Here is a 13470-nt window from a genome sequence, read left to right on the forward strand (position 1 = left end):
CACGGACGTTATGCATTACCCAAAAACACGTAAAGATTCTGTCGTGGACACTTATTTTGGTCACGACATTGCCGACCCTTATCGCTGGTTAGAAGATGATCGCAGTGAAGAAACCGCTCAATGGGTTTCGGGTCAAAATTCGGTCACCTTCGATTTCCTTGGTCAGATACCGTACCGCCAACAAATCCGTGACTTAGTGGCGAAGAGTCAAAACTACGAAAAATATTCCCAGCCATTTGTTCGTGGTGACTACACCTACTTCTACAAAAACGACGGTTTGCAAAACCAAAGCGTATTGTATCGACGTAAAGGCGAGGGAGAAGCCGAGGTTTTCCTTGATCCAAATACTTTCTCCGAAGAGGGCACGACCTCTCTTGGCGAAGTCAGCTTCTCTAAAGACTACCGTTTGGTCGCGTATTCCATCTCGGAAGGGGGCAGTGATTGGCGTAAGATCTTTGTCATTGATACGGAAACCAAAGAACAGCTAGAGCCTGAGATTGTTGATGCGAAGTTTACGTCGATTTCTTGGCTGGGCAGCAAAGGCTTCTATTACTCAAGCTACGATAAGCCGCAAGGCAGCGAGTTGTCTGCTCGAACTGAGCATCACAAGCTTTATTATCATGAACTTGGTACACCTCAATCTGAAGATAAAGTGATTTTCGGTGAGTTGGATACGCAAGTTCATCGTTATGTGTCTGGTACGACGACGACAGATGATCGCTTCCTCATTATCTCTGGCGCAGAATCTACATCGGGTAATCGTCTGTTTTATATTGATTTACAGTCTGAGTTACAGGCAATTGTGACGCTGCGCGAGACAACGCAAGGAGACACCTACTTAATTGATAGCCAAGACGCAACCTTGCTGCTTTACACCAACCTAGACGCGCCGAATGGCAAAGTTGTCAGCTACAACACTCAGACAGAACAATGGGCTGACGTGATTGCTGAACAAGAACAGCCGTTAGAAATCAGCAAAGGTGGCGGTTATCTGTTTACGACTTATATGGTAGATGTGCTTTCTAAAGTGCAGCAGTTTAACTACCAAGGTGAGTGGATTCGAGATGTACAATTGCCGGGAGAAGGCACGGCTTATGGTCTGGCGGGTAAAAAAGAAGAAACCACACTTTATTACACATTCACTAACTACGTGACGCCTCCGACGATTTTCTCATTTGATGTCGAATCTGGTGAATCGACACTGTTTCAGGAATCAAAGGCACCGTTCGATCGTAATGAGTATGAATCAAAACAGGTGTTTTATACCTCAAAAGACGGCACGCAAGTTCCGATGATCATTTCATACAAGAAGGGAATTGCACTTGATGGTAGAGCACCAACCATGTTGTATGGTTACGGCGGTTTTAACATCAGCCTCACTCCAATGTTTTCTGGCAATGTGTCCAACTGGCTAGAACTGGGTGGTATTTACGCTGTCGCCAACATGCGAGGCGGCGGTGAATACGGTAAAGCTTGGCACAACGCAGGCACTCAGCAGCAAAAGCAAAACGTGTTTGATGACTTTATTGCGGCGGCGGAATACCTGATTGAAAACGACTACACGAGCTCGGATCGCCTAGCGATTCGCGGTGGTTCTAATGGTGGTTTGTTAGTTGGAGCGTGTATGACGCAACGCCCTGAACTATTCAAAGTCGCGCTGCCTGCGGTTGGCGTGCTTGATATGCTGCGTTACCACACGTTTACGTCTGGAGAAGGCTGGAAGTATGACTATGGCACGTCTTCGCAAAGCGAAGCGATGTTCCAATACTTGCTTGGCTACTCTCCTGTTCACAATGTAAAAGAAAACGTGCAATATCCTGCGACATTGGTGACAACCGCCGATCACGACGATCGTGTGGTTCCAGCACATTCGTACAAGTTTATTGCGGAGCTGCAAGACAAGCAGCAAGGCGCTAATCCAGTATTGATACGCATTGATGTTAATGCCGGTCATGGTGCAGGAATGCCGCTGAGTAAGCAAATTGACCTCACCACAGACGTGTATGCATTTACGTTACATAATATGGGTATTGAGTCGATTTAATGCCCTAGTTGTTCGAAGCTTCTGAGAATAAAAAAATGCCGCGACAGTGTCGCGGCATTTTTCATGGTTGGGGGAACTCAATTCATACTGTTTGCCAGTATTTGAGCCAGGTTGACTAAGTCTGACTCTTGAACCAACCAGTCTCGGCGGCCAAACCGAAAGGCAGCTACGCCATTCTTAAGACAAGATGAATTTATCACCTTTTCTTAATCCTAGTTTATGAATATGAAACTGTGATGAACCTAAGCCGCATTGTGCTGATTTTCACTGTTTTCAAGATCAAATGAGGCATCTATCAGTTTTTTCGTGTAGTCATTTTTAGGGTTTTGGAAAATCTTTTCGGCCGTACCTTGTTCCATGACCTCGCCCTTTTGCATGACTAGAACACGATCAGAGAGTGCTTTAACTACTGATAGATCGTGGCTAATAAACAAGTAGCCAATATTGTGTTTTTTCTGCAAATCTTTCAGAAGGTCAATCACTGTCAGTTGCACCGAGCGGTCTAATGCAGAGGTTGGCTCATCAAGCAGAATAAACGAAGGTTCAAGGATCAGTGCTCGCGCGATAGCAATACGCTGACGCTGGCCTCCTGAAAACTCGTGCGGATAACGGTTGATGGACGCGGGATCTAAGCGGACCTCACGGAGCACGTCGCGCGCTTTCTGCATACGTTCTTTTTTACTCAACATTGGTTGGTGGACAGTTAATCCTTCTGTGATGATCTCGCCGATAGTCATACGAGGAGAAAGCGAACCATAAGGGTCTTGGAATACCATCTGAACGTCTTTTTTCAGCTCAAAACGTTCTTTGTTTGTCAGCAAGGCCATATCTTGGCCTTTGTATTCTATTTTGCCAGTTGAGGGCAGTAGACCTATCAAAGCTCGGCCGAGTGTAGACTTACCTGAACCGGACTCCCCAACGATCCCGAGGGTCTCTCCTTGTTTAAGCTCAAGAGAAATGCCTTTTACCGCTTCGAAGTACTCATTCTTGCTCGCAATAAAATGCGACTTTACCAAGAATTTGACTCGTATATCGTCGGCCTTTAAAAGCTGTGTAGCACTTTCGCTAATAGGCTCCTTACTGCCTTTAGGAATCGAGTTGATTAGCATACGTGTGTATTCGTGCTTTGGGTCCTCGAAGAGTATTTGCGTTTCGCCTTCTTCGACGACTTCTCCTTTACACATCACAATGACACGGTCTGCAAAGTGTTTTACGACGCCTAAGTCATGAGTAATAAATAGGATTGCCATGCCCATCTGAGCCTGAATTTCTTTAATCAGGTGCAACACTTCTGCTTGAACCGTGACATCCAACGCCGTTGTTGGTTCGTCGGCGATCAAAATATCGGGCTCGTTAATCAGTGCCATCGCAATCATGATGCGTTGCAATTGACCACCAGAAAATTCGTGTGGGTACTTGTTGTACGCTTTTTCTGGGTTTGGCATATGAACCAATTCAAACAGCTCTAACACCTTTTCTTTTGCTGTTCGTCTGTCGACCGGGCGGTGACACATTATGGCCTCAGCGACTTGGATACCCACCCGCATGTACGGGTTTAGTGAGGTCATCGGCTCTTGAAAAATCATGCCAATGCGATCACCGCGAATATTTTGCATTTCACGCTCTGTTTTATCCAAGATGGAGCTACCCTCAAACATGATGGATGAGCTTTCATGCAAAATAGCGTTGTCTGGCAGTAGTTTCATCAGTGCATTGGTTGATACTGACTTGCCAGAGCCAGATTCGCCAACGATGGACAGCGTCTCGCCTGCTTTTAAATCGAAGCTAACATTCTTTACTGCATCGACGATCCCATCGTTTGTCGTAAAGCTGACTGATAGGTTGTTCACCGAAAGAATGGTTTTAGAAGACATCACAGATCCTTGTGGTTGATAAAGCAAATGATACTCAAGTAATGGATAGCACAAACCTAGCTGGCCTCAATGCTTGAGCTTTAGATTAATTATACAGGTGAGAAGGCGAAGATTTTGCCGAACTCATTGCTTGCAAATGTAAGAACTGCTCATGCGCGCGCGTTACGTGCTCGAGTTCTATCATCCATTGAGCATTACGTTGGGCAGAGCAAAATGCCGCCATGTGAGCTAACAAGTCTTCGCTCTGTTGACCAAGTAGGTGACCTACGCGCTCAATCAGTTCATGGCTCTCTAGCTGCAAAAATTGAAATAGCGCGTAAGTTTGATTGAGTATTGAGAACGCATCATGCTGTAAGCCGAGTTTGTTGAGAATCTCTGATTGCGTCACGCTGGCATCTCTAAGCCCCGTAATGAGACATACAAATTGGCAAGGTTTAGTTTGTGCATTTTCTAGCGCTAAATGAATGTGGTTGGGTAGATTGTTGAGCACGTCGTCATATAAACGATGAGCTTCTGGCCAATGGCCTTGTTCCATCAGTTGCTCCGCTTTTAAGTAGCGCATCCAGCATTGCTCAATATTCATATCCATCTCCACAACATTTGATTTGTTTAGATATTAAATGAAATTGATTATCAATTGCAAGTGCGCGTTAATATCACTTGTGTGTTCATAAAATGTCCAATCAATCTAGGGTGGAAGGTAAATCACTTAAAATTAAGCAAATAATCTCTACACTCAAATAACGAAAATAAGAAAAAAGGAAGTGGATATGGCAATACTAAGATTGGAAGCTAAGCAGCTATATTCTGTAGCAGATCTAGAGAATATGCCATGTAAGTCGACCAAGGAGTTACCTCCAATTGATGAAATCGTGGGCCAAGAGCGCGCGCAAAAAGCGGTCGAGTTTGCGATGTCCATCAAAGAGAAAGGGTATAACATCTACGCCATTGGTCAGAATGGGCTAGGTAAACGCACCATGATCTTGCGCTATCTGAATCGTCACCAACACGATGCAGCAGCCCTGTTTGATTGGTGTTACGTTGCGAACTTTGAGGATACCCGTACACCAAAGGTATTAAAGCTGCCTTGTGGTATCGGAAATAAGCTACGTGTTGATATTGAAGCTTTAATGGGCAAATTATTGAATGCTTTACCCCTAGCATTCGACAATGAAATGTACTTTAGCCGCGCTGAGCGATTAAAAAATCAATTGGCAGCTAAGCAACAAAACGAGCTGGATCGTATTAGTCGAGAGGCAAAAGAAAAAGGCATCAGCCTAACACTGACTACACAGGGGGATTATCAGTTTGTCGCCATGAACGGTGATGAGCTTCATACGGAAGAGTCTTTTGATGTACTAAGCAAAAAAGAACAAGAGCAATTCAGCGATGCTATTGATGAACTCGAAGTGAGATTGCGCTCGATGGTTCGTGAGCTTACGGAGTGGGAAGAGACATACAGCGATAAAATCAAAAAGCTCAATGATGAAGTGACACTTGATGTGATTACTCACTTCATCAAAAAACTCAAAGTGGATTACGCGCAATATTCCGAAATCAAAACCTACTTAACTGAGCTGCAAAAAGATATTGTTGAAAACGCAGATATCTTCCTTGACCAAAGTGGCGAGCAAGGCGAAATTGCGACGGCATCCTTGGATAAAAAATTGCCACGTCGTTATAAAGTGAACGTCTTGGTAAGCCGTAAAAGCAGCGAATTTCCTATCGTTGTTGAAGAAAACCCCAACTATCATTCACTCTTCGGGTCGATTGAGACTGCCACTTTCAAGGGAACGGTGTTTACCGACTTCTCGCTGATTCGCGCAGGGAGCTTGCATAAGGCGAATGGCGGCGTTCTATTAATGGATGCTCAGAAAGTACTTGAACAGCCTTACGTTTGGGATGGTTTGAAGCGCGCATTGCGTGCTCGTCAATTGAGTTTTACGTCTCTAGAAAAAGAAGTCACATTGACGGGGGCGGTATCACTCGATCCTGAACCGATTCCGCTTGATATCAAAATCATCTTATTTGGTGATTACCGAACTTACCAATTACTCCAACATTACGATCCAGAGTTCAGCGAGTTGTTCCGCGTGACGGCAGATTTCGAAGACGAAATGAAACGTACGCCGGAGTCTGAGCTGCATTACGCGCGCTTTATCTCTAGCGTGGTGCATGACAACAATATGCTGCATTGCGATCGCAAAGCCATTGCTCGAATCATCGAATACAGCTCACGTTTGTCTGGCGACCAATCCAAGCTATCTCTACATTCGGCTAATATCGCCAACTTGCTTCGAGAGTCGAACTACGTAGCTCGTCAAGCCAACTCCAACATGATTCGTATTGGGCATGTTGAAGAGGCGCTCAATAACCAAGAAATGCGAGTAAGCCGATTACGCGATAACGTAATGGAAACCTTTATTAACGGCACAACGCTGATTCGCACCGAAGGAGAAGCCGTAGGCCAAGTCAACGCACTTTCGGTATTGAGCACTAGTGACTACATGTTTGGTGCACCGAATCGCATCACAGCGACGACGTGTTACGGTGATGGGGATGTTATCGATATCGAGCGCAGCGTGGATTTGGGTGGCAGTATTCACTCTAAGGGCGTGATGATTTTGTCTGCCTACTTATCTTCCGTATTTGGTAAAACGGCACGAGTGCCATTAACGACCACCATTACCTTTGAGCAATCTTATGGTGGTGTTGATGGTGATAGTGCCAGCATGGCTGAGTTATGTGCGGTTGTGTCTGCTTTTTCAAAGCAACCAAACCGACAAGACATTGCGATAACAGGGTCGATGAATCAATTTGGTCAAGCTCAGCCTATTGGTGGCGTAAACGAAAAGATCGAAGGCTTTTATGATGTGTGTGTAATTAAAGGTCGTCATGACGGGCAGGGGGTCATTATTCCGCGCTCTAATGTTCACAATCTAATGCTTCGTTCCGACATCGTGAAAGCAGTCGAAAAAGGCGAGTTTAATATTTGGGCGATTGACCATGTTACTGAAGCTATCGAATTGTTTACGGGGAAAGTTGCTGGTGAGCCAACCGATGAAGGCTCTTATCCAATCGATACCATTTTTGGCCTTGCTCAAGCTAAGCTCAATTCGTTGAGAAAATAGGCTGAAACCGTCCTAAATGTGAATGTATCTCATCATAAGTGATCATAATTTATCATAACGACAATATCCCGACACCACTGTCGGGATATTGTCAATAACAGATTGAAAATGGAGAGTTTTTGTACTAGACAAAAGTGTGATCGACCTCTAATATTCGCCACTTGTTTATTCGTCTGGGATTTATCCCGTCGCAAGGAAGCATAGATATTCAAACTGCCGAAAAGTAACGTTGTTATAAGCACAGCTCGAGTTTGTTTGGATATAGACATCACGCATACAACTGAGGCCCTGTCATGCAGTTATCACTGAAAAATTTGTCAGTACGAACGCAAATTTTGGTTCCGGTATTATTTACCGCGATTGTTTTGTTTATTGCTCTTTGGATTACTAAAAACAATCTTCAAGCAGAGCAAGATGTTATTGCTTCCAACCAAGAATCTTTGGTTTTTCACAAAGACACATTGGCGAGTATTGACGACCAAATTTACCCTCTGCGCATAAGCGCGGTTTACGCTATTTACGATGCTTCTCGTCGTGAGAATTTTCTAACCGAATTGAAAGAAGGCTTAAAGCAAGTTGATGCCGATTTAAGCGCAATTGAAGCCCGAAACCTATTCCGTGACGATGCCGTTAAAGTTCGCCAAGCAATTGAATCCTATGTGCGATATTCAGAGCGCTCAGTTGCTTTCTTCAACCAATACGATCAAGGTTTAAAATCGGATAGAGAGTACCGTGCATTTGTCAAAGAGTATCGCAATGTTGGCCGAGAAATGGTCCAACAAATTAACACGCTATCAAAGCATGTAAACGAGCAAGCTGAACAATCTACTATCAGAAGTCATCAGCAAAATGAACGTGTGCAAAATAACGCTATGTTGACAGTTTTAGCGGTATTTGCTTTCTCATTGATAGGCGCTTGGTTCCTATCTGGCATGATTGTTACACCAATCCAAAAGCTGCAAGAAGTGATGCGTCAGTTAGCAATGGGTAATCTATCAGTACGTGCAGATGTCGATGGGGACAATGAGATCTCTAAGCTGAGCAAAGATGTAAACCAAACCGCAGAGCAGTTATACAACACTGTGGACCAGTTAACCCGTATTAGTGAGGAAGTTGCATCTGCATCGACCGAATTGGCTGCGGTAATGACGCAAGCGGAAGCGAACGCTCAACAAGAGTTGGCGGAGATCGAGCAAGTTGCATCTGCGGTTAACGAGCTTGCAAGCACTGCGAATAATGTGAGTGATAACGCGACCTCTGCTGACGCAACTGCGCGTGAAGCTGATGGACTTGCTCAATCAGGTTTGGCTATCTTCCAAGAAAGTGCGGAAGCAAGTGCGCAAATGTCTCAAGCATTGAACGATGCAGCGCAAGTTGTTTTGCGTCTAAAAGAGCAATCTGTACAGATCAACGATGTTATTGAAGTGATTCGCGGCGTATCTGAGCAGACCAACTTGCTAGCATTGAATGCTGCGATTGAAGCGGCGCGAGCTGGTGAGTCTGGTCGTGGTTTTGCGGTAGTAGCTGATGAAGTACGGATGCTAGCAGCGCGTACTCAAGACTCGACACAAGAGATCCAAACGATCATTGAAGAGCTTCAAGCGCAGTCTGGGCTTGCGAATGACAGTATGCAAGTCAGCCTTGATATGCTTAGCCGCAACAACGAGCTGACGCAACAAGCGAATGAAGCGTTGGTTGGAATTACCGAGTCAGTCGCCAACATCAACGATTCAAACACGCAAGTAGCAACCGCAGCCGAAGAACAGTCTCAAGTTACTCAAGATATCAATCGCAACGTGGTTAACATGTCGGAGCTTGTAAACCAAAACGTAGCGGGCATCAGCCAGAGTGCAAGTGCGAGTACTGAGCTTTCATTACTTGCAGAGAAGCAGAAAGAGCAATTAAGTTTCTTTAAGCTTTAATTCATCATCTACTTATCAAATCTCTAAATCCTTGAGTGAATGCTCAGGGATTTTTTTGTTTGTAACAATCGGATTTATTATCAATAAGTCTATCTAAAACAGTCAGTTAACAAGATTTTTTTGCGGACAATATCACGTTTTGTGATATTGTTTTTACATTTTTTTCGTCAATTTTTTTTTGACGCGAACATTTTTTTTAACTCAACCGATAACTTGATGGTTGAGAGGTATTCATATCGTCATTTTAAGTGGTGTTTTCTTCTATAAGCGCTGTTTATTCAACACGTTGCGTGAAAAATAACAGCTGCTACTATGCCGCCAGTTTTCTCGTTGGTACAGAAAAGTCCTGTTTTTCTGGTGAGAAAATACATATAAAACAATGATATGGAAAATAAAAATGAAATTAAAAACTTTAGCTGTAGCAGTGGCGCTAATGGCATCAGGATCTCAAGTTGTCGCTTCAGAACTATACAACCAAGATGGCACTTCTCTTGAGATGGGCGGCCGCGCTGAAGCGCGTCTTTCTATGATGGATGGTAAGGCAGAAGACCGTACTCGCATCCGTCTTAACTTCCTAGGCAAACAGGAAATCAATGAAAACTTATACGGCGTTGGTTTTTGGGAAGGTGAGTTCAAAACAAAAGAAGAAGGTGCCGTAGATAACAATAGTGATCTTGAAACTCGTTACGCTTATGCGGGTCTGGGTGGCAAATACGGTGAAGTAACTTACGGTAAAAACGACGGTGCACTAGTGGTTCTTACTGACTTTACTGACATTATGGCTTACCACGGTAACACAGCAGCACTTAAACTGCCTGTTTCTGACCGTACAGATAACATGCTGTCTTACAAAGGCCAATTCGAGCAACTAGCTGTACGCGCTAGCTACCGTTTTGCTGATCGCACAACAGATGCACAAGGCTTTACAGACAACGAGGAAGATGGCTTCTCTCTATCTGGTGTTTACGCGTTTGCTAACACTGGTTTTGAACTAGGTGCTGGTTACGCAGATCAAAACGACAGCGATGAGTTCATGCTGGTAGCTGCATACTCTGTAGGTGACTTCTACTTCGCTGGTAACTACACTGGCGCGGATATGGATGTTGCAGGTAAGACTTTTGATTACAAAGGCTACGAACTAGCCGCTGCTTACACTATGGGTCAAACTGTATTCACTTCTACGTTCAACAAAGGTGAACTAGAAGACGCAGATACTGTAGAAAACCTAGCTGTTGATGTAACTTACTACTTCAAGCCTAACTTCCGTGGCTACGCATCATACAACTTCGATCTAATGGATAACGAAGGCGCTGATGAAAAAGATGAGCTAGCGCTAGGTCTACGTTACGACTTCTAAGTCATGACTCTTATCTAAGATACTGCCTTATTCTTAGTAAATAAAAACCCCTTACTGAAAAGTAAGGGGTTTCTTGTTTTCTAGCACTTCAAAGCTTCTTGATAAGCGATAGGGGTTATCAAATCTATCTTTTTAGTGTGAGCTTAGTACCATCAAATTTGAGGTGACTGAGGAGGTTTTTAGCGTTGTTTTTACCAACCTCATCAAACTCCATTCCGTAGCGAGCATAGTGCGTTGATTTTTGTAAATTACAAATACGACCTCGCAATGGCGCTAGCATACGACTCTCTCCGGGCATCGTTAGATCCAATGAAACGTGGTCACCAACCTGAAGTGGCCGGCTCATTGGTGATGTTACAAAACGACAGCCACTACGAGATAAATCTCTTATTTCGCATTCAGTTCGATAGGCTTCTAAACAAACACGCGCTCTCAAATTTACTTCGTAACGCACTTCTTTGCGAAGCTGAAAGACCTGCATAGTGTTGGGTAGGTCTAGCACCAAAATTGGGTACGGATCGCCTAGTCGATGCTGTAATTGGGCCCGAAATGGGATAACGGCCCCTTCACCTCGATGAGAGTAGGCTTTTACATTGATCCAAAAGCCTTCTTGAAAATAGAACTTCAAGTCTTCATCGGAGATGTTCGGAACCTCTATCAATGCAGTATTATTTGAGTGACAGCCAACAAATGTGCTGGTTGTAATAAACTTTGTACCAACGGGGGTGGTGACGTTTAAGCTCACTTCACTGCCATGTTCGACCATTGCCATTGCATCGGTGCTATTTAATGTACTTGCCTGACGTTCTGGTGCCTTCTTGCTTTGCAGAGGTAGCTTGCCGTCTCTGGCAATTGGGCTCATATTTCTCATTATAATTGTCGTACCTGATGTAAGAACGTAATCGCGTGAGGCGAAGCAGCACTCTCGCATGGTATCGATTTTATTCAGTGATATAGTTTGATTCAATCAATCTGTAACAAAAATTAGAGAGCAAGATATGCATAAAGTAACTCATGAAGCCACGAATAGTACATTCTGGGTTGATTTAGAGCAGGGCTATAAAGCCAAGTTAATTTATCAGCTTAAGGGTAATGTCATGCACATTACATCAACGGTTGTTCCTGAAGCACTGCGAGGTAAGGGGTACGGAAAAGTGATGATGGAAGCGGTGTTGCCAGAAATTGAGTCACTCGGTTATCAAATCAAACCAGTTTGCCCATATGTTATTCACTACATGGAGAAGAACCAAACGTGGTCACATCTGCTCACATGATGAGTAACAACCACCAACGCTACCAAAATATTGGCCAGGAACTCAATCTAGGTAATTACCGCTCTGTAGAAGTCATACAATCGCTATGGGGAGGCTATGGAGAGTTAGTCCGAGTTACTTATTCTACTCGTTCGGTGATCATTAAGCATGTAAAACTCCCTAAGCCTTCAGAGCATCCTAGAGGCTGGAATACGGACCGTTCTCATCAAAGAAAGTTGCATTCTTATCAGGTGGAAGTGAATTGGTATGAGCATTTTTCCGGAGGGGTGGATACTCGCTGCCGAGTACCACAAGGTCTAAAAACGTTCCAATCGGAGAATGAATGGCTCATTGTGATGGAAGATCTCGCCGAGGTGGGCTTTCCAAAAGTCATCACAGATGCACAGCTAGAGCATCTACAAGCCTGCCTCACTTGGTTGGCGAACTTTCATGCGCGATACATCGATGTTCGTTCGGATAAGTTGTGGCATACCGGAACATACTGGCACTTAGCAACCAGACCCGACGAGCTTGAAGCATTGCAAGACACTGAGCTACAAAATGCGGCTCAATTGATTGATCAAACGCTTTCGCAAGCTAAGTTTAAAACACTAGTACATGGTGATGCCAAATTGGCGAACTTCTGTTTTGATGAAGAAGAATCAAGCGTTGCTGCGGTTGACTTTCAATACGTTGGATGTGGGGGTGCAATGAAAGATGTGGCATTGTTTATGAGTAGCGCCGTTAAGCCAGAACGTTGTGCAGAGATGGAAGTTTGGGTTTTGGATACGTATTTTGCTCAGTTGCAACACGCGCTAATGGTCTATCAACCGAATCTTGACCCTAATGAAGTCGAGCGTGAATGGCGTCCTTTGTTTGCTGTGGCTTGGGCAGACTTTCAGCGCTTTGTGAAAGGTTGGAGTTCCGACCACTGGAAGATCAATCCCTACACAGAAGCATTGACTCGCAGAGCGTTGGCTTACTTACGAAAGTGAGTCGAAGTTTAAAAAGAAAAGCCTCCAATTAGTAGGAGGCTTTGTTTTATCTTTGGCCTGGTCTGATGCGCGCCATGTAATAGGTATTGATGAATTCACCATCACGGAAGGAACCGTCAATCGCTTCACCTTCAATTTGAAATCCATGCTTTTTATAAAGCCCAATGGCGGCGTCGTTATCGGCATTGACCTCTATCTGAATTCTTCTCACATTTAACCAGTTATCTGCTAGTTCAGTGACTGTTTCTATCAATTTGCTACCAATACCGAGTCCATGGAAACTATCATGTACTCCGATGCCAAACGATGCCGTGTGCATCGTTCTTGGACGTAGAGAGTGGTGAAAGCCAATATTTCCGACGACTTTACCATCAATTTCAGCGACATAGCTATAAACACCATCAGGTATGTTTGACAACCTTTCCACCCACATCGCGAGCGAAGGCTTTGGGAGTTGCAGGGTTTCACGTTGTGCTTTTGGTTGTGAATAGATTTCTACGAGTGCCGCTGCGTCTTCGACGGTCGTTGGACGTACGATAATTTCCATGCCTCTCTCCTTCGCTTTTTAGTTTTAATTTTTAATCTAACCACAGTTTTCTTATTTGGATAGTGTTTTTTTATGTTTAATGGATAAATGCCTTTTAAATTAGCTTGTTATGATGTCATTTTTTGAATTTTTAGTAGTGATTTATCATCGAATTGAGCGAGTAGATTGCAAAGGTGTTGAATTATTGTACTGAGAATGGCGCGTACTGCAGAGTATCGTGGTGAATTTCATGTCGCAGTAAATAAACGCATTTAGTCAAACTGTGACGACGGCACTGTGCGTCAGTTGACTTGAATCAATAGAGGATGGGGTTACCTCCTATGAGGTATAGGGAAACGACACGTTTA

The 13470-nt window shown here is 44.0% G+C and carries 10 protein-coding genes; 6 read left to right on the plus strand and 4 right to left on the minus strand.

The features are described 5' to 3' along the window. The first annotated feature begins 10 nt into the window (after positions 1-10). The gene (locus tag R7Z50_RS08500) at positions 11-2044 is read left to right on the plus strand and encodes a prolyl oligopeptidase family serine peptidase (protein WP_213905469.1); all 2034 of its coding nucleotides are present in this window, start codon (positions 11-13) and stop codon (positions 2042-2044) included. Positions 2045-2286: 242 nt separating this feature from the next. On the opposite strand, the gene R7Z50_RS08505 is transcribed toward R7Z50_RS08500, so the two are convergent. Then, positions 2287-3918: an ABC transporter ATP-binding protein gene (locus R7Z50_RS08505; protein ID WP_206949143.1), complete on the minus strand. Its 1632-nt coding sequence runs from the start codon at positions 3916-3918 to the stop codon at positions 2287-2289. 85 nt (positions 3919-4003) lie between these two features. Beyond that, positions 4004-4501, minus strand: coding sequence for a hypothetical protein (locus tag R7Z50_RS08510; protein ID WP_005375116.1), 498 nt, complete (start codon positions 4499-4501; stop codon positions 4004-4006). 187 nt (positions 4502-4688) lie between these two features. Between R7Z50_RS08510 and R7Z50_RS08515 the strand changes: the two genes are divergently transcribed. The 3 genes from R7Z50_RS08515 (at position 4689) to R7Z50_RS08525 (ending at position 10328) form a co-directional block, all read left to right on the plus strand. Beyond that, positions 4689-7049: a Lon protease family protein gene (locus R7Z50_RS08515; protein WP_005375118.1), complete on the plus strand. Its 2361-nt coding sequence runs from the start codon at positions 4689-4691 to the stop codon at positions 7047-7049. 293 nt (positions 7050-7342) lie between these two features. Beyond that, positions 7343-8971: a methyl-accepting chemotaxis protein gene (locus R7Z50_RS08520; protein ID WP_206949142.1), complete on the plus strand. Its 1629-nt coding sequence runs from the start codon at positions 7343-7345 to the stop codon at positions 8969-8971. A 397-nt stretch (positions 8972-9368) separates the two neighbouring features. After that, entirely contained in the window at positions 9369-10328 is a 960-nt protein-coding gene (locus R7Z50_RS08525) for a porin (protein ID WP_171344177.1), read from the plus strand. Between the two features lie 124 nt (positions 10329-10452). Here R7Z50_RS08525 and R7Z50_RS08530 read toward each other — a convergent pair whose 3' ends face one another. After that, complete coding sequence (locus tag R7Z50_RS08530; protein WP_042521645.1) at positions 10453-11199, minus strand: flagellar brake protein; 747 nt, start codon at positions 11197-11199, stop codon at positions 10453-10455. A 127-nt stretch (positions 11200-11326) separates the two neighbouring features. Between R7Z50_RS08530 and R7Z50_RS08535 the strand changes: the two genes are divergently transcribed. Together R7Z50_RS08535 and R7Z50_RS08540 are read left to right on the plus strand one after the other, a co-directional pair. Continuing rightward, positions 11327-11602, plus strand: coding sequence for a GNAT family N-acetyltransferase (locus R7Z50_RS08535; protein WP_115386799.1), 276 nt, complete (start codon positions 11327-11329; stop codon positions 11600-11602). Beyond that, positions 11599-12576, plus strand: coding sequence for a phosphotransferase (locus tag R7Z50_RS08540; RefSeq protein ID WP_141135686.1), 978 nt, complete (start codon positions 11599-11601; stop codon positions 12574-12576). The genes R7Z50_RS08535 and R7Z50_RS08540 overlap by 4 nt, the downstream gene beginning before the upstream one ends. 46 nt (positions 12577-12622) lie before the next feature. Here the strand turns inward: R7Z50_RS08540 and R7Z50_RS08545 are convergent, their stop codons facing one another. Then, positions 12623-13123, minus strand: coding sequence for a GNAT family N-acetyltransferase (locus R7Z50_RS08545; RefSeq protein ID WP_017820512.1), 501 nt, complete (start codon positions 13121-13123; stop codon positions 12623-12625). Between the last annotated feature and the right edge of the window lie 347 nt (positions 13124-13470).

Source organism: Vibrio sp. 1249-1 (assembly GCF_033340495.1).

Bases quoted from the DNA above. Each gene is read 5' to 3' on its own strand.
- R7Z50_RS08540 (WP_141135686.1), top strand. From the start codon at position 11,599: ATGATGAGTAACAACCACCAACGCTACCAAAATATTGGCCAGGAACTC.
- R7Z50_RS08510 (WP_005375116.1), bottom strand. From the start codon at position 4,501: ATGAATATTGAGCAATGCTGGATGCGCTACTTAAAAGCGGAGCAACTG.
- R7Z50_RS08520 (WP_206949142.1), top strand. From the start codon at position 7,343: ATGCAGTTATCACTGAAAAATTTGTCAGTACGAACGCAAATTTTGGTT.
- R7Z50_RS08545 (WP_017820512.1), bottom strand. From the start codon at position 13,123: ATGGAAATTATCGTACGTCCAACGACCGTCGAAGACGCAGCGGCACTC.
- R7Z50_RS08500 (WP_213905469.1), top strand. From the start codon at position 11: ATGCATTACCCAAAAACACGTAAAGATTCTGTCGTGGACACTTATTTT.
- R7Z50_RS08515 (WP_005375118.1), top strand. From the start codon at position 4,689: ATGGCAATACTAAGATTGGAAGCTAAGCAGCTATATTCTGTAGCAGAT.
- R7Z50_RS08530 (WP_042521645.1), bottom strand. From the start codon at position 11,199: ATGAGAAATATGAGCCCAATTGCCAGAGACGGCAAGCTACCTCTGCAA.
- R7Z50_RS08505 (WP_206949143.1), bottom strand. From the start codon at position 3,918: ATGTCTTCTAAAACCATTCTTTCGGTGAACAACCTATCAGTCAGCTTT.
- R7Z50_RS08525 (WP_171344177.1), top strand. From the start codon at position 9,369: ATGAAATTAAAAACTTTAGCTGTAGCAGTGGCGCTAATGGCATCAGGA.
- R7Z50_RS08535 (WP_115386799.1), top strand. From the start codon at position 11,327: ATGCATAAAGTAACTCATGAAGCCACGAATAGTACATTCTGGGTTGAT.